This is a genomic window from Streptomyces sp. NBC_01454 (assembly GCF_036227565.1).
GTDB lineage: Bacteria > Actinomycetota > Actinomycetes > Streptomycetales > Streptomycetaceae > Streptomyces.
In genome coordinates this window covers 4,959,963-4,975,645 of sequence record NZ_CP109460.1, presented here as the reverse complement: position 1 = coordinate 4,975,645, position 15,683 = coordinate 4,959,963, and the positions used below count along the sequence as shown (strand labels likewise).

Genomic DNA, 15,683 nt, shown 5'->3' with positions numbered 1-15,683 from the left:
ACCTATTGACCTTCCATTCACCGCCATCGATCCTGCATGAATCCATACAGGCGCGCGACGCGAGGCGGATCCATGGCAGGTGTGGTCGAACAGCACTCCATCGACGTCGTTCCGGACGGCGAACGGCACGGCCGCGCGGTCAGCCAGTTCACGCTCTGGCTGGGCGCCAACCTCCAGATCACCGCCGTCGTCACCGGCGCGCTGGCCGTCGTCTTCGGGGCGAACGCCTGCTGGTCCCTGATCGGGCTGCTGCTCGGCAACCTCCTGGGCGGCGCGGTGATGGCGCTGCACTCCGCCCAGGGGCCGCGGCTGGGGCTCCCTCAGATGATCACCTCGCGGGCGCAGTTCGGGGTGCGCGGTGCGGCCGTCCCACTGGCGCTGGTCATCGTGATGTACATCGGCTTCTTCGCGGGCGGCAGTGTGCTGGCCGGGCAGGCGGTCGGCGAGCTGACGCACCTCGGCGAGACGCCCGGGATCGTGCTGTTCGCCGCGGTCACCGCCGTCGCCGCGGCCGTCGGCTACCGCCTCATCCACGCCCTGGGCAGGATCGCCGGCCTGGTCTGCGCGCTGACCTTCGTCTACCTGGGCATCCGGCTGCTGCAGCGCGCCGACCTCGGTGCGCTGCTGGCCGACCACCGCTTCGGGCTGCCGGTGTTCCTGCTGGCCGTCTCGCTCTCGGCCTCCTGGCAGCTGGCGTTCGGCCCGTACGTCGCCGACTACTCGCGCTATCTGCCGCGGCACACCTCGGCGCGCGCCACCTTCTGGTGGACGCTGTCCGGCACGGTGCTCGGCTCGCAGTGGTCGATGACGTTCGGCGCGCTGGCGGCGGCCGCGGCGCCCACCGCGTTCGTGGGGCACGAGGTCGGTTACGTCGTCGGCCTGGGCGGCGCCGGACTGACCGCCTCGCTCCTGTACTTCGTCATCGCCCTCGGCAAACTCACCATCAACGTCCTGAACACCTATGGCGGTTTCATGTCGCTGGTCACCGGCGTCAGCGGCTTCCGGGGGCAGCGCACCCTCTCCCCGCGCGGGCGGGCCGCGTACATCGCGGGAATCATGGCCGCCGGCACCGCCGTCGCCCTCCTGGGCAAGGACTCGTTCCTGACGGCCTTCAAGGACTTCCTGCTCTTCCTGCTGACCTTCTTCACGCCCTGGTCGGCGATCAATCTGGTCGACTACTACCTGATCTCCAAGGAGCGCTACGACATCCCGGCGCTGAGCGACCCCGGCGGCCGCTACGGTGCCTGGAACCTCCGGGCGCTGGCCGTCTACGCCTTCGGCGTGCTGGCCCAACTCCCCTTCCTGGCCACGCACTTCTACACCGGTCCGCTGGTGGCGCCGCTGGGCGGCGCCGATATCTCCTGGCTCGTCGGGCTCGCCGTGCCGGCCGTCGTCTACTGGGTGGTCGCCCGCCGCGACACCGCGCGCCTCCCGGAACCGGCGACGGCGCCGCCCGGTGAGCGCTCCCCCGCCGGATCCGGGGGCTAGCCCTACCGCGCCGCCCGCCCGGCGTGCGTACGCTCGGCCCCATGGCGACACACGACCCCGATCTGCGCAGAGAGCTCGACGCGACCCTCCAGACCCGCCGGGAGCTGGGGCCGGACTACGAGCCGGAGCTGCTGGAGTCCTTCCTGGAGAAGGTCGAGGAGAACGTCGACCGGCGGGTGCGCCGGCACCTCGCAGAACAGCAGGTCCAGGTCGCGCGCGGGGCCCGGCCGGCGCGCCCGGAGAGCGAGGTCCACGCCTTCTGGCAGCGCTTCGGGTTCGCCACCCTCTCGCTGGTGCTGGCCGTCCCGCTGTCCGCGATCGCGGTGGGCGAGGCCGGACTGGCGGGCCTGATCGTGTGCTGGGCGGGGATCGCCGGCGTCAACGCCGCCCACAGCGCGGGCCTGCGCAGCCCAGGGACGGGGACCCCGGGGGCGGGGACGGACCGCCGCGGCGGCGCGGCGCACTGAGGCCGCGACGGAGACCGGGCGGGAAGGCTGTGGCGGGGACCGCCGCACCCCGGAGTGAACCGGGGGCGGGACGACGGCGGTCCCCGCGAGGGACGCGCGCCGGGTCAGGGCCGGTCGTCGCATCCGGCGGCGAGCTGGAGGTCCGGGAGCCGCTCCGGAGGCCCTTGTCGCCGTGCACACCACTGTGCCGGAGGCGTGTTAAGCCCGTGCTGCGGACGCGTGACGCCTGCGTGCACGGTGCGGTGACGGCCCGTTTCCCGCCGGCGACTTCACGCCGTGCCGACTGCGGAAACGGGCTGCTTCCGGCGGCCGCCGCGCACGGCAGCCGCCGGAAGAACCGCTACTTGCCGGCCTCGCGGGCCAGATAGGCCAGCAGGTCCTGCCGGCTCACCACGCCCTTCGGCTTGCCCTCGACGAGGACGATCGCCGCGTCCGCGTTCTCCAGCACCGCCATCAGATCGGCGACCGGCTCGCCGGAGCCGACCTGCGGCAGCGGCGGGCACATGTGCTTCTCCAGCGGGTCGCTCAGCGAGGCGCGCTGGGTGAACAGCGCGTCCAGCAGCTCACGCTCGACCACCGAGCCGACGACCTCGGCGGCCATCACATCGGGGTGCCCGGCACCGGGCTTGACGATCGGCATCTGCGAGACGCCGTACTCGCGCAGCACCTCGATCGCCTCGCCGACGGTCTCCTCCGGGTGCATGTGCACCAGCGAGGGCAGTGCGCCCTCCTTGTGCTGGAGCACCTCGCCGACCCGCGCCGCGGGGCCGCCCTCCTCCAGGAAGCCGTAGTCGGCCATCCACTCATCGTTGAAGATCTTGGAGAGATAGCCACGGCCGCTGTCGGGCAGCAGCACGACCACCACATCGTCCGGGCCGAGCTTCGAGGCGACCTCCAGCGCACCCACCACGGCCATCCCGCAGGAGCCGCCGACGAGCAGGCCCTCCTCCTTGGCCAGCCGCCGGGTCATCTGGAAGGCGTCCTTGTCCGAGACCGCGACGATCTCGTCCGCGACGGTGCGGTCGTAGGCGGTCGGCCAGAAGTCCTCACCGACGCCCTCGATCAGATACGGGCGCCCGGAGCCGCCGCTGTAGACCGAGCCCTCCGGGTCGGCCCCGATGACCTTGACCCGGCCGTCGCTGGCGTCCTTCAGATAGCGGCCGGTGCCGCTGATCGTGCCGCCGGTGCCGACGCCCGTCACGAAGTGGGTGATCCGCCCCTCCGTCTGCGCCCACAGCTCGGGGCCGGTGCTCTCGTAGTGGGAGCGCGGGTTGTTCGGGTTGCTGTACTGGTCCGGCTTCCAGGCCCCGGGCGTCTCGCGCACCAGCCGGTCCGAGACGTTGTAGTACGAGTCCGGGTGCTCGGGGTCCACGGCGGTCGGGCACACCACCACCTCGGCGCCGTAGGCCCGCAGCACATTGATCTTGTCCGTGGACACCTTGTCCGGGCAGACGAAGATGCACTTGTATCCCTTTTGCTGGGCGACGATCGCCAGGCCCACACCGGTGTTGCCGGATGTCGGCTCGACGATGGTGCCGCCGGGCTGCAACTCACCCGACTGCTCGGCGGCCTCGATCATCCGCACGGCGATCCGGTCCTTCACCGACCCGCCGGGGTTGAAGTACTCGACCTTCGCCAGGACGGTGGCCTGGATCCCTCGAGTGACGCTGTTGAGCCGCACGAGCGGGGTGTTGCCGACTAGCTCAATCATCGAATCGTAAAACTGCACGGTGGTCTCCGCGGTCGGGGGCACGCTCTCCTGCGCCCGTGCGGCCAGCCTATTGCCCGGGTCCGTTAGAGGAAGGGTGCGTTGCGTTCCGTGCAGGAACGGGCAACACCCTGTTGTAGGAGTTCTTGCCGAACCGGAGCGCGTCCGGCCCCCCGGGGCCGCGGCGCGCCCGCACTGCGCGGGGAGGTGCCCGGCCCATGCCGATGACGATGTCCAGGGCGAGAGTGGCCCGGCGGATCGCCACCGCGGCCGCGTTCGGCGGCGGCGGGGTCGGGCTGCTCGGCGTCGCCACCGTCGGTGTGCTGCTGACCGAGGTCCGGCTGGCCCGCCGCACGGTCGGCGGCTCCAGCGACATCCCGCCGTGCGCCGACGGCCGCTACGGCGCCGCCTTCGGCCACCGCACCGACCGCCCGCCGCTGCGGCTGGGCTTCCTCGGCGACTCCACCGCCGCCGGCCAGGGAGTGCACCGCACGTCCCAGACCCCGGGCGCGCTGCTCGCCTCCGGACTGGCCGCACTGGCCGAGCTGCCCGTCGACCTCCGCAATGTGGCACTGCCCGGAGCGCAGTCGGACGACCTGGCGCGCCAGGTGGAGCTGATGCTGGCGGATGCCGCCACCACCCCGGACGTCTGCGTCATCATGATCGGCGCCAATGACGTCACCCACCGGATGCCGCTCGCCCGGTCCGTGCGCCATCTCTGCGAGGCGGTGCGCGCGCTGCGCGCGGCCGGCTGCGAGGTGATCGTCGGCACCTGCCCCGACCTGGGCACCATCGAACCGGTCTACCAGCCGCTGCGCTGGGTGGCCCGGCGGCTGTCGCGGCAGCTGGCCGCCGCCCAGACGATCGGCGCGGTCGAGAGCGGCGGCCGGACGGTCTCGCTGGGCGATCTGCTCGGGCCGGAGTTCGAGGCGCGTCCACGGGAGCTGTTCGGGCCCGACAACTACCACCCGTCCGCCGAGGGCTACGCCACCGCCGCGATGGCCATGCTGCCGACGCTGTGCGCCTCACTGGGCCTGTGGCCGGAGGAGGAGCGGCCGGAGCCCGCCCGTGGCGAGGGGCTGCTGCCGGTCGAGCAGGCGGCCGCCGAGGCGGCTTCCGAGGGCGGTACCGAGGTCACCGCCTCCCGCGCCCCCTGGGCGCTGCTCAAGCACCGCAGGCGGCGCCAGCTGCCGGCGGCGGAGCCGACGGATCCGTCCGCGGTCACGGGCTGACGCCGCGGCAGGCCGGCGGACGCGGCACCGGGGCGGGCCGTACGGGAATACCCGGCGGTCCCGCCCTGTTTCCATAAGCGCTCGCTTAGAAAAGAGGCCCGCATCACAGGGCGCACCCCGTGACCTCAGCAGTACGTGCAGGTAACTTCCCACACAGTCCTGCCCATTACGTCGCCCGACCACTTCGCAACGAGGCGCCCCGCGCCGTTCCTTCTCGCCCTCTGGAGCCGTGATGCCCGAAGCCGTGATCGTCTCAGCCGCCCGCTCCCCGATCGGCCGCGCCTTCAAGGGCTCGCTCAAGGAGGTGCGCCCGGACGATCTGACCGCGCAGATCATCCAGACCGCCCTGGCCAAGGTCCCCGAGCTGGACCCGAAGGACATCGACGACCTGATGCTCGGCTGCGGCCTGCCCGGCGGCGAGCAGGGCCACAACCTCGGCCGCATCGTGGCCGTCCAGATGGGGATGGACCACCTCCCGGGCTGCACCATCACCCGTTACTGTTCCTCCTCGCTCCAGACGACCCGCATGGCGCTGCACGCCATCAAGGCGGGCGAGGGCGACGTCTTCATCTCCGCCGGTGTGGAGACCGTCTCGCGCAGCGTCAAGGGCAGCTCCGACGGCCTGCCGGACACCCACAACCCGCTCTTCGCCGACGCCGAGGCCCGTACCGCGGCACGCGCCGAGGAGGCGGGCGCCGGCTGGCGCGACCCGCGCGAGGACGGCCTGATCCCGGACGCGTACATCTCCATGGGCCAGACCGCGGAGAACCTCGCCCGCCTCAAGGGCGTCACCCGCCAGGACATGGACGAGTTCGGCGTCCGGTCCCAGAACCTCGCCGAGAAGGCGATCAACAACGGGTTCTGGGAGCGGGAGATCACCCCGGTCACGCTGTCGGACGGCACGGTCGTCACCAAGGACGACGGCCCGCGCGCGGGCGTCACCGTCGAGGGCGTCTCCGGCCTCAAGCCGGTCTTCCGCCCCGACGGCCTGGTGACCGCCGGCAACTGCTGCCCGCTGAACGACGGTGCCGCGGCGCTGGTCATCATGTCCGACACCAAGGCGCGCGAGCTGGGCCTGACGCCGCTGGCCCGGATCGTCTCCACCGGCGTCTCGGGCCTGTCCCCCGAGATCATGGGCTACGGCCCGGTCGAGGCCAGCAAGCAGGCCCTGCGGCGGGCCGGCCTCTCGGTCTCCGACATCGACCTGGTCGAGATCAACGAGGCGTTCGCCGCCCAGGTCATCCCGTCCTACCGCGACTTGGGCATCGACCTGGACCGCCTGAACATCAACGGCGGCGCCATCGCCGTCGGCCACCCCTTCGGCATGACCGGCGCCCGGATCACCACCACCCTCATCAACTCCCTCCAGTGGCACGACAAGCAGTTCGGCCTGGAAACGATGTGCGTGGGCGGCGGCCAGGGCATGGCGATGGTCATCGAGCGGCTGAGCTGAGCCGTAGCGGAGGGTGGAGGTCGGGGTGCGAGGAACGAGTGCCCGGCATCCGCCCGCAGCGGAGGCGAAGCTCAGCGCGACCATGAACACGAGCGGCTGAGCTGAGCCGTAGCGGAGGGTAGGGGTCGGGTGCGAGGAACGAGTGCCCCGGCATCCACCCTCCGCAGAAGCGAAGAAAACCGCCCCGAAGCACACGCGGCCGAGCCGAGCCGTGGCGGAGGCGGGGTCCGGGCGCGGAACACGAGCGCCCGCCCCGCCCTCACTCGCAAAACGGACCAACTCCCGCCCGGCGCACACCCTTCGCTGTCATGTGCATACAGGCGGCGACACGGCGTGACCTGCGCCACTCGTTAACGAGATCGCGACCCAATCCCCCCCAGGATTGTGACCAACGCCCCCACGGGACGGCGTTCTTGCAGGTCAGCACGGGGGCGCTCGCACATATAAGTCCCTGACCCCCCTCCATTTCGGGACATAGTTCGCCCGGAGCGGTCGCCGACCACCGGCAGGCTGATGTAGGAAGTCGGAGAACATTCTGCTAACGGGGGTACGCCGGTGAGCGTGCCGCTACCAGGAGTGATCCCGTGAGCAAGCGCATCAAGGGGGTCACCACGGCCAACGGCCGGGGCAAGTCCATGTACCGATGCGCGGCCCGAGGGAACAGGGCCGCCGAGCGAAGTGGGGAGGACGCATGAGCGTCACCACCCTCGTCCTGCTACTGGCCGCGGCCACCGCCGTGGCGCTGGGCACCGTCGCCCTGCGCACCGCCCGTGCCCTGCGCCGTCAGATCGCCGAGCTGCACGCCGAGCTCGTCGCCGCCCGTCAGGACGCCGTCGCACGCACCGAGGTGGCACACCCGGCCGCCGCGGCCATCCCGGCCGCCCGCGCCACCCCGGCTGCCGAGACGCCGCTCGCGGACATACGTGCCGCCGTCGCGGACGCGCTGGCCGAGGAGCGGGAGCGCGAACTGGCCGAGGCCCGTGCGTTCTGGGCCGCGCAGGAGGCCAGGGACGCCGCCGACGCCCCGTCCCTGCTCGGCGGTCTCGTCGGCCTCGGCGACGACAGCCCGCTGGACGCCCGCGCCGACCAGCGCGAGCTGCCCGAGCGCCCCGAGTCCGACCGCTTCGACACCCACCCGTTCCTGCCGCGCCAGGCGGACTGGGCCGGCCTGGAGCCGCTGCTCGGCCCGGACGCCCTGGAGTCCGTCGAGGCCCTGGAGGCGATGGACGCCCCGGAGCTGGAGCCCGTCGAGGAGACCGAGTCCGCCGAACTGGCCGCCGCCCGCCGGCGTCACCCCTCGCACCCGGACTTCTCCCCGTCGCCGGTGATCAGTGATCACGAGCGCACGGTCGCGCGCCTGGAGGAGCTGGCGCAGGAGGGCGTCCCGCTGGCGGATGTGCGCCCCGGCCCGCTGGGCACCCTGGACGTCTATGTCTTCGCCGACGGCACCACGCTCTGCCTGACCCCCGGGCAGCGCGAGACCGCGGAGCGCGTGGCCGGCGCGCTGCAGGCGGGGCACTCCCCGGTGCTGCTCGGCGGCTCCGGCATCTCCGGCGCGTATGCGCTGACCTTCTCCTGGGGCGAGACGCGCGAGGAGAGCGTCTACATCCTCGCCGACCGCGTCATCGCCTCCCTCTGACCCGGCGCGGCGGCTCCCGCTAGCAGCGGTCCGCCACCGCCCGTACCCCTTGCACGGCCTCCGCCAGCGCGTCGGCGGGGGCTGCTTTTGCGTCAGATTCGGCCGGTTCGTCGGCCACCCGGGCCGCCTCGGCCCGCAGCGCCTCGACGAGATCGTGCCCGGCCACCGCCAGCTGGTCGCCGACCGCGAACATCCCGGCGTCCGGCATCTCGTACGGGGGCCGTCCCGGCTGCTCGATCCGCTGCGCACGGGTCGCCAACTGCCGCGCCAGGGCGAGCGCTTCGGCCGCGGCGCCCTGGCTGAGCGCGCTCTGCGGCAGCGATCTGAGGCGGTCGGCGAGGGCGTCCACGGCGGACTGCAAGGGGGTCACGTCAAGCACGTCGTGAGCCTATGCGCCACTCCCGGGTGGTTGCCAACGGCCGAACGCTCAGGCACGGTGTGCTGAAGTACCAGCATCGACCGCGTCCGGAGGCGCCGATGTCTCAGCTCTTCTCCGAAGAGACCCACCGGAACATGCTCTCCCGTATCCCGCACTGCACCGGCCGGGAAATCTCCGACTGGCTCCGCACCGTTGACGAAGGCCCCGCTCTCTTCCGCTTCGACGAAAAGGTCAGCTGGCTCCGCGGCGAGCACAACCTCGCCTACGGACACGCCAAGGCAATCGTCCATGAACACGACCTCAGGCGCGCTGCGCGGAAGTTCTGACCGCCGATGACGGGCTGATGGCCCCGCCGGCTCAGGACACGCGACATTCCTCATGCCAAGGGCCCGCAGGCAACAGCCTGCGGGCCCTTCGCCGTGCGCCCCGGGCGCCGGGCCGGTCAGTCGCCCCGGAGGATCGAGATCAGCCGGAGCATCTCCATGTAGATCCACACCAGCGTCAGCGTCAGACCGAACGCCGCCAGCCAGGACTCCTCGCGCGGCGCGCCGTAGGCGACGCCGTCCTCGACCTGCTTGAAGTCCAGCGCCAGGAACAGCGCGCCGAGGACCACACCCACGATGCCGAAGAGGATGCCCAGGCCGCCGCTGCGGAAGCCGAGGCCGTCACCGCCGCCGAACACCATGAACAGCACGTTGACCAGCGACAGCAGGACGAAGCCCATCGCGGCGATCATCACGAAGCGGGTGAAGCGCGCGGTGACCCGCACGATCCGCGTCTTGTAGGCGACCAGCATGGCGACGAACACCGCCATGGTGCCCAGCACCGCCTGCATGGGGGCGCCGCTCATCTTCGGCAGGTCGTTGATGAAGCCGCTGAGCGCGCCGAGGAAGAGCCCCTCCAGCGCCGCGTACGACAGGATCAGCGCAGGCGAGGGCTTGCGCTTGAAGGACTGGACGAGGGCCAGCACCATCGCGACGAGGCCGGCGCCGATCGCGAAGCCGAGGCTCCGGGTCAGGAAGAGCCAGCCGACGGTGGCGCCGACGATGACCGTGCCGAGCGTCATCGCGGTCCGCGCGACGACGTCGTCCATCGTCATCGGGCGGGTCTGCTGCGGTGTGTGGGTGACGTACTGCTGGCCCTGGGCGTACGGGTTCGCGCCGGCGTACGGCGGTGCGGCGGGGCCCCCGGCCTGCGGCGGTGCGTTGAAGCCCGCGTAGCCGGTGTCGCGGCTGAACCCCCGTCGCGAGAAGACCGGGTTGCTGCTCCTCATCTCACTCCTCCATGGCCGCCCTGCGCGGCCTTGACGGCAAGCGTAATGGCTTGGCAAAAGTGCGTCGCTCGTTCTTGAGCAGGATCTTTCCCTGATACCTGGCCGGCATCCGCCAAGAGGAGGACGTACGACGCGGCCCGGACGTGCCCGGATCCGGGCACGGACCCCGCCGCGCGGCCGTACCGGCACTCCCGCGCCCTTTCCGGCATTCCGGGTATTCACTCCGTTGTCACCGGCCTTGTGTCCCGCGCGTAGCCGCCGTGTGATGTTCTCGTGCTCGAACGGCTATTTCCCTCTCCTCCCTTCGGGGTTACCCGGGCTGCACTTCGCCACGGAATCCGATAAATCTCTGATCGCAACGGACGTCACATGACACGGCAGGCAACCCTTTCACCGGAGGACTCGTCTTCCCTGCCGGCCGGAGCATGCCCTGGTGGGTGGATCTGCAGGGCTGACGCATGATCAAGATCCGAACGCCGGAGTGCCCCTTCCCGAGGGCCCCAAGGCTCACGATTCGTACCGCTATGGGCGCTATGGGTTGCATTGCAAGGGTGCAGGTGGGGCTATTCTGGCGGGAACTGTAGTGAAAGAGGGTTGAGGTGCCTGTGCCTGACGTCTCAGTAGTCGTCATCGTCTACAACGACGCCGACCGGTTGCCGACCGCGGTCCAGTCCGTGCTGGACCAGACGCTCCGGGACGTCGAGGTGGTGATCGTCGACGACTGCAGCACCGACCGTTCTTTCGAAGTGGCGCAGCGCCTCGCGGCCGGCCATCCCGGCCGGGTCAGAGCCTTCCAGCTGCCGGAGAACAGCGGCGCCGGAGGCGAACCGCGCAACGCCGGAATCCAGCACACCCAGGGCCGGTACGTCATGTTCCTGGACAGCGACGACGTCCTGGAAGTCAACGCGTGCCGCAACATGCTGGAGGCCGCGGAGAAAACCGACTCGGACATCGTCTCCGGTCTGTGCGTACGGCTGCACAAGGACACCCGTAACCAGAAGCGCGACGAGTGGTATTCCTGGCTGTATTCCACGACCCGCACGCTGGAATCCGTTACGGAATTGCCGGACCTGTTCGTATGGGACACCCTGTCCACCAACAAGTGTTATCGCCGGGAATTCCTGATCGAGAACGATCTCCGATTCCCCAAGGGGATGTTCTACGAAGACCTGATGTTTATCGCCGATGCCTATCTCGCGGCGCGGCGCATCACCCTGATCCCCAATCAGGTCTACTTCTGGCACGTCCATGAGCAGGCCGCCGTGAAGTCGGTGACGAACCGGCGGCACGAAATGACCAACTATACGCACCGGCTGGAGATCCACCGGCGTATCGACGCCCTGCTGGCGGAGCGCGGACTGCGCGAGATGAAGCTCGCCAAGGACGTGAAATTCCTCAAGCACGACCTGGTGCTGCATCTGCGGGATCTGCCGTTCCGCGACGATTCCTATCGCCAGGAGTTCGCCGAGCTCTCCCGCGGATATCTCGAGGGCATCGCCCCCGAAGCGTACGAGCGGGTGCAGCCGATACAGGCCATCTGTGCGTATCTGCTCCAGCAGGGTGACTGGGACAATCTGATCCCCGCGGTGGACACGCTCATCAACCGCGACAAGGTCTCCTCCCCGCTCGCCGAGCACGACGGCCGGATCTACTGGTGCGACGGCCATTTCGACGACGCGTTCGGCCGCGACGTGCTGGACGTGACCGACATCGGCTACCACGAGAAGTCCGTCGGCCAGCTGTTCCTGCGCAATCAGCTCACCCGCTTCCGCTCCTCGGGCCGCTCCGTCGCCCTGACCGGGCGGATCACCAACCCGCTCGGCGTCATCCCGCCGGACGCCACCCTGAAGGGCGAGCTGGAGTTCAGCGCCCGCCGGCGCAGTCTGCAGTCCTTCCACTTCCCCGTGCGGGAACTGCGCCACGAGGGCGACACCCTCCACTGGGAGGCCGCCGCCGACCTCACCGCGAAGCTGCGCCCGCTGGGCATCGTCGACACCATCTGGGACGTACGGCTGCGCCTGGAGGTGGACGGGGTGCGCACCACCACCCGGCTCACCGTCGCCGACACCGAGCTGTCCGGCGGGCTGCCGGTCCGGCCGCGGCTGACGCGGATGGTCGCCGACCATCTCCAGCCGCATGTCTCGGCCAAGGGGCATCTGGCGTTCCGCCTGGTCAGCGAGGGCCGTAACGCCGAGCGGGTGCAGGAGCTGATCACCCGCGGGGTGCAGGGCACGCCGGGGACGCTGGCCAAGACCGGCTACCGCAAGGCGAAGGCGCTCCGGCAGAAGGTCACCTCGGGCGACAACAAGCTCCGCCTCTACCACGAGGTGTTCAGCCGGCTGCCGGTCAAGAAGCGCACGGTGGTCTTCGAGAGCCACCTGGGCAAGCAGTACAGCGACAGCCCGCGCGCCCTGTACGAGGAGATGCGCCGGCAGGGCCTGGACTTCGAGGCGATCTGGTCGTACGCCGGGTCCCCGAAGGATTTCCCCAAGGACGCCACCCTCGTCAAGCGCTGGTCGCTGCCCTACCTCAAGGCACTGGCGCAGGCCGAGTACTGGGTCGACAACCAGAGCTACCCGCTCAAGCTCACCAAGCGTCCGGAGACCACCTACCTCCAGACCTGGCACGGCTCGGCGCTGAAGAACATGGGCTTCGACCAGCCGTCGCTGAAGGCACAGACCCGCCAGCAGCAGGCCGAGCAGCAGCAGTCGCTGGACCGCTTCGACCGCTTCCTGGTCCGCTCCGAGCACGATGTGCACACCCTGGCCAAGGCCTTCCGGCTCAAGGAGAAGACCCTGCTGCGGGTGGGCTACCCGCGCAATGACGCACTGGTCCGCGCCCGGGAGCGGGAAGTGCGGCTCGGGCGGCGTGAACGCGGTCCGCTGGCCGCCGAGTTGGGCATTCCCGAGGACCGGACCGTGCTGCTGTACGCACCGACCTTCCGCAAGGCGGGCGGCCGGCACGGGCGCTTCGAATTGCCCTTTGACGTCGAGCGTTTCGCCGATCAGTTCGGCGACCGCTATGTCCTCCTGGTGCGCTCGCACTACCTCAATCACGTGGTGCTGCCGCCGACCGTCGAGGGCCGGGTCATCGACGTCTCCGCGCACCATGACGTGACGCCCCTGCTGGAGCTGGCCGACGGTCTGATCACGGACTACTCCTCGGTGATGTTCGACTACGCGCTGCTCGACCGGCCGCTGGTGTTCTTCACCTACGACTACGACGAGTACGTGCACGAGGGCCGCGGCACCTACTTCGATCTGCTGGAGCACGCGCCGGGCCCGGTGGTCCGTACCGAGGACGATTTCCACAAGGCGATCAAGTCGTTCGAGTCGCAGGCTCTGGAATATGCGACGAGCCGCCAGGAATTCGTCGCCAAGTTCGGTGAATACGACCGGGGCGACGCCGCCAAGAGCATCGTCGATCAGTTTTTCGCGCAGTGGAGCCGTTGATGACCAAGTCGCACGCAGCCGAGCCGCGGGACATCTTCTTCGTCTCCAACAGCGTCAACGAGATGGGCGGCATCACCAGCTGGTCGCACCAGATGGCCCGCCTGTTCAGCGAGCGCGGCCACCGGGTGCACCTCATCGGTGTGGTGCCGGCCCCCGAGGGCCGGGCGCATGAGCTCGCCGCCGACGTTCCGTTCCGGACGACCACGCTCTACACCGAGCACCCGCCCCTGGTGCGTCCCGTACGCGGCCTGAAGGACAAGCTCAACCTCGTCGAGCAGCGCCGCCGCGCCGCCCGCGAGGCGGGTATGCAGGAGCAGGCCGCCAAGATGAGCGCGCTGTTCCGGGCGGCGAAGCCCGACGGGGTGGTGATCGTCACCCAGGTGTGGGCGATGGAGTGGGTCGCGCTGGCCGACACCGCGGGGCTGACGGTGATCGGGATGAGCCATGAGTCGTTCGACACCTGCCGCAAGTCGTCCCGCTTCGGCCGGGTCAAGCGGTTTTATGAGGATGTCGACCGGATGCTGACGCTCACCCGCGAGGACGCGGACCGCTGGATCCGGCAGCGCATGGACAACGTCGGCTTCATGCCCAACCCGCTGCCGTTCTTCCCGGAGGTCCCCTCGGACCGCTCCCGCAAGTGCGTGGTCAGCATCGGCCGGCTCCACGAGGAGAAGGGCGTGGATCTGCTGCTGGAGGCCTGGGCGAGGGTCGCGCCGCAGCATCCGGACTGGACGCTGCGGATCTACGGCTCCGGCGAGGAGGCGGACGCCCTGCGCAAGCAGGCCGCGGAGCTGGGCATCGTGGACTCGGTCGAGTGGATGGGCCGCACCGCCGACGTTCCCGGGGCGCTGCGGGAGAGCGCGGTGTTCGCGCTCAGCTCGCGCGGCGAGGGCTTCCCGCTGGCTCCCATGGAGGCGATGGCGACCGCCGTCCCGTGTGTGGCGTTCGATGTGGCGCCGGGTGTCCACGAGATCATCTCGGACGGCGTCGACGGACTGCTCGCCCCTCCGGGCAACATCACCGAATTCGCCCGGCACCTGGACACCCTGATGTCCGACAAGGACCTCCGGGACACGATGGGCGAGACGGCCCGGAAGAACATCCAGCGGTTCTCCACCGAGGAGATCGTCGGCCGCTGGGAGAGTCTGTTCGCGCTCGTGGAGCGCTGAGCCGGGCGACTTCCGGTGTGAGAGAGGTCACTTGCTCCGGCGGGTGACCCCTCTCACGCCGGGGCCCCGACGGTGCTCTGGAGCCGCTGATTCCGCGGTATCAAGGGGCACAGCCGTGTCGGACCGCCCCTCCGGCCCCGGTCAGCGGCGTTCCCGGGAGTCGCTCCGACCATTGGCCGGAATTGATCTGCCCCCTAGCGTGTGCGCATGGATCTGACGCAGACCACGCACCGGCCCAGTGCGCCCTGGCGCCCGTCGGCAGGATGGGCGTTCCTCCAGGAGGCGACCCGCACCCAACGCCTCACCGGAGCGATCGCTCCCAGCAGCCGACGGCTGGCCTCCCGGCTCGCGGTCCCCCTCCAGGAGCGGAAGCTCAGCAGCCCCGCCGCGATATTGGAGGTCGGCGCCGGAACCGGCACGGTCACCCGTGCCCTGGCCCGGCTCGTCGGACCCGCGGACCAGCTGGACGTCGTCGAGGTCAACCCCAGTTTCGTCCGGATACTCACCGAATCCATGGAGCGGGACCCGGATCTGGCCGGGGCCGCTCCGCAGATACGGCTGGTGCCCGAGTCGATCACGGACATGCGGCTGGCCCCGCACAGCTACGACATCATCGTCTCCTGCCTGCCCTTCGCGAACTTCGAACCCGACGTGGTGCAGTCGATCTTCGAGCGGTACCTCTCCGCGCTCACCCCGGGCGGGCACCTGACGTACTTCCGCTATCTCGGCACCGAGATCGCCCGTACCGTCTTCAGCCGCCGCACGGAGGTGACCCGCCACCGTGCGGTCACCGCCGTCCTGGAGGACTTCGAGCACCGCTACGGCGTCCACCGCTCCACGGTGTGGGGCAACCTCCCTCCCGCACAGGTCCAGACACTGCGGGCACCCGCTCCGCGGACGGCCCCCACCACCCCGGTGGCCCCCGCCTGACCCACCCGCCGGGCTCCCGGCCACCGACTCCCCCCTCCCGGCTGCCGACTCCGGGTCCCCCTGAGACGTCCTCGGGGCGCCCCGGCATGCCCGCACCCCGGCGCGCATTCCCGCGCGAACGGAATTCGGAAGCGGCCCGGAATGGCGGCCGACGCCTCCCGAAGTGAGCGCGCGCGGGGCCCGGCAAGGCGAAGCGCAGGTATCAAACACATGCGCCAGAGAAGGAAGATCGGCCATCCCGGGAAGGCATCACAAGGCATTTGCCTTTGCCGCCCCGCACATGCCACGGCCCGTGCCGCCGAAAGGGCACGAAACCGCGGCGCCTGGAAATAGCGGAAACCCCGGTGCGGGCCGCCGGACGGGCACGGGTCCCGCCCGCGGCGCGCCGGCCACCGCGTCCGCCCGAACCTCCTCACCGGCGGTGGCGCCCGTCGCCCGCCCGGCATGCCCTCGTACGGACGGAGGAGGGGCCGGACACCCGACGGCGGCGGAC

12 protein-coding genes are annotated in these 15,683 nt (G+C 70.5%); 9 read left to right on the top strand and 3 right to left on the bottom strand.

The window, feature by feature from the left end; translation table 11 throughout:
- Nucleotides 1–72 precede the first annotated feature (72 nt).
- The gene (locus OIU81_RS22120; protein WP_329150513.1) at nucleotides 73–1,488 is read left to right on the top strand and encodes a purine-cytosine permease family protein; all 1,416 of its coding nucleotides are present in this window, start codon (nucleotides 73–75) and stop codon (nucleotides 1,486–1,488) included.
- 41 nt (nucleotides 1,489–1,529) lie between these two features.
- Complete coding sequence (locus tag OIU81_RS22115) at nucleotides 1,530–1,955, top strand: hypothetical protein (RefSeq protein WP_329150511.1); 426 nt, start codon at nucleotides 1,530–1,532, stop codon at nucleotides 1,953–1,955.
- A 340-nt stretch (nucleotides 1,956–2,295) separates the two neighbouring features.
- Here OIU81_RS22115 and OIU81_RS22110 read toward each other — a convergent pair whose 3' ends face one another.
- A complete protein-coding gene (locus tag OIU81_RS22110; RefSeq protein WP_329150510.1) occupies nucleotides 2,296–3,684 on the bottom strand; it encodes a cystathionine beta-synthase in 1,389 nt (462 codons plus the stop codon).
- Nucleotides 3,685–3,881: 197 nt separating this feature from the next.
- Here OIU81_RS22110 and OIU81_RS22105 point away from each other — a divergent pair, with 197 nt between their 5' ends.
- The 3 genes from OIU81_RS22105 to OIU81_RS22095 all read left to right on the top strand — a co-directional run bounded on the left by OIU81_RS22105 (nucleotide 3,882) and on the right by OIU81_RS22095 (nucleotide 7,987).
- Entirely contained in the window at nucleotides 3,882–4,895 is a 1,014-nt protein-coding gene (locus OIU81_RS22105; protein WP_329150508.1) for an SGNH/GDSL hydrolase family protein, read from the top strand.
- A 232-nt stretch (nucleotides 4,896–5,127) separates the two neighbouring features.
- Nucleotides 5,128–6,348 carry an acetyl-CoA C-acetyltransferase gene (locus OIU81_RS22100; RefSeq protein WP_329150506.1) on the top strand — a complete coding sequence of 407 codons (1,221 nt, stop codon included), beginning with the start codon at nucleotides 5,128–5,130 and terminating at the stop codon, nucleotides 6,346–6,348.
- A gap of 691 nt (nucleotides 6,349–7,039) precedes the next feature.
- Nucleotides 7,040–7,987 carry a hypothetical protein gene (locus tag OIU81_RS22095; RefSeq protein ID WP_329150504.1) on the top strand — a complete coding sequence of 316 codons (948 nt, stop codon included), beginning with the start codon at nucleotides 7,040–7,042 and terminating at the stop codon, nucleotides 7,985–7,987.
- A gap of 19 nt (nucleotides 7,988–8,006) precedes the next feature.
- On the opposite strand, the gene OIU81_RS22090 is transcribed toward OIU81_RS22095, so the two are convergent.
- Entirely contained in the window at nucleotides 8,007–8,366 is a 360-nt protein-coding gene (locus OIU81_RS22090) for a hypothetical protein (RefSeq protein WP_329150502.1), read from the bottom strand.
- 98 nt (nucleotides 8,367–8,464) lie between these two features.
- On the opposite strand from OIU81_RS22090, the gene OIU81_RS22085 reads away from it, so the two are divergent.
- Nucleotides 8,465–8,692: a DUF4287 domain-containing protein gene (locus OIU81_RS22085; RefSeq protein WP_006605171.1), complete on the top strand. Its 228-nt coding sequence runs from the start codon at nucleotides 8,465–8,467 to the stop codon at nucleotides 8,690–8,692.
- A gap of 116 nt (nucleotides 8,693–8,808) precedes the next feature.
- On the opposite strand, the gene OIU81_RS22080 is transcribed toward OIU81_RS22085, so the two are convergent.
- Nucleotides 8,809–9,639, bottom strand: a complete 831-nt coding sequence (locus OIU81_RS22080) for a Bax inhibitor-1/YccA family protein (protein WP_329150498.1) — start codon at nucleotides 9,637–9,639, stop codon at nucleotides 8,809–8,811.
- Between the two features lie 605 nt (nucleotides 9,640–10,244).
- Here OIU81_RS22080 and OIU81_RS22075 point away from each other — a divergent pair.
- The 3 genes from OIU81_RS22075 to OIU81_RS22065 all read left to right on the top strand — a co-directional run bounded on the left by OIU81_RS22075 (nucleotide 10,245) and on the right by OIU81_RS22065 (nucleotide 15,190).
- Nucleotides 10,245–13,091 (top strand): bifunctional glycosyltransferase/CDP-glycerol:glycerophosphate glycerophosphotransferase, encoded by a 2,847-nt coding sequence (locus OIU81_RS22075; protein ID WP_329155283.1) that lies wholly within the window; start codon nucleotides 10,245–10,247, stop codon nucleotides 13,089–13,091.
- Entirely contained in the window at nucleotides 13,091–14,260 is a 1,170-nt protein-coding gene (locus OIU81_RS22070) for a glycosyltransferase (RefSeq protein ID WP_329150496.1), read from the top strand. Before OIU81_RS22075 ends, OIU81_RS22070 begins: the two co-directional genes overlap by 1 nt.
- A gap of 207 nt (nucleotides 14,261–14,467) precedes the next feature.
- Nucleotides 14,468–15,190: a class I SAM-dependent methyltransferase gene (locus OIU81_RS22065; RefSeq protein WP_329150494.1), complete on the top strand. Its 723-nt coding sequence runs from the start codon at nucleotides 14,468–14,470 to the stop codon at nucleotides 15,188–15,190.
- Nucleotides 15,191–15,683: the final 493 nt, after the last annotated feature.

Excerpts from the sequence above, each read along its gene's own strand:
- OIU81_RS22120 (WP_329150513.1), top strand. The coding sequence starts at position 73 with ATGGCAGGTGTGGTCGAACAGCACTCCATCGACGTCGTTCCGGACGGC.
- OIU81_RS22115 (WP_329150511.1), top strand. The coding sequence starts at position 1,530 with ATGGCGACACACGACCCCGATCTGCGCAGAGAGCTCGACGCGACCCTC.
- OIU81_RS22105 (WP_329150508.1), top strand. The coding sequence starts at position 3,882 with ATGCCGATGACGATGTCCAGGGCGAGAGTGGCCCGGCGGATCGCCACC.
- OIU81_RS22100 (WP_329150506.1), top strand. The coding sequence starts at position 5,128 with ATGCCCGAAGCCGTGATCGTCTCAGCCGCCCGCTCCCCGATCGGCCGC.
- OIU81_RS22095 (WP_329150504.1), top strand. The coding sequence starts at position 7,040 with ATGAGCGTCACCACCCTCGTCCTGCTACTGGCCGCGGCCACCGCCGTG.
- OIU81_RS22085 (WP_006605171.1), top strand. The coding sequence starts at position 8,465 with ATGTCTCAGCTCTTCTCCGAAGAGACCCACCGGAACATGCTCTCCCGT.
- OIU81_RS22080 (WP_329150498.1), bottom strand. The coding sequence starts at position 9,639 with ATGAGGAGCAGCAACCCGGTCTTCTCGCGACGGGGGTTCAGCCGCGAC.
- OIU81_RS22070 (WP_329150496.1), top strand. The coding sequence starts at position 13,091 with ATGACCAAGTCGCACGCAGCCGAGCCGCGGGACATCTTCTTCGTCTCC.
- OIU81_RS22065 (WP_329150494.1), top strand. The coding sequence starts at position 14,468 with ATGGATCTGACGCAGACCACGCACCGGCCCAGTGCGCCCTGGCGCCCG.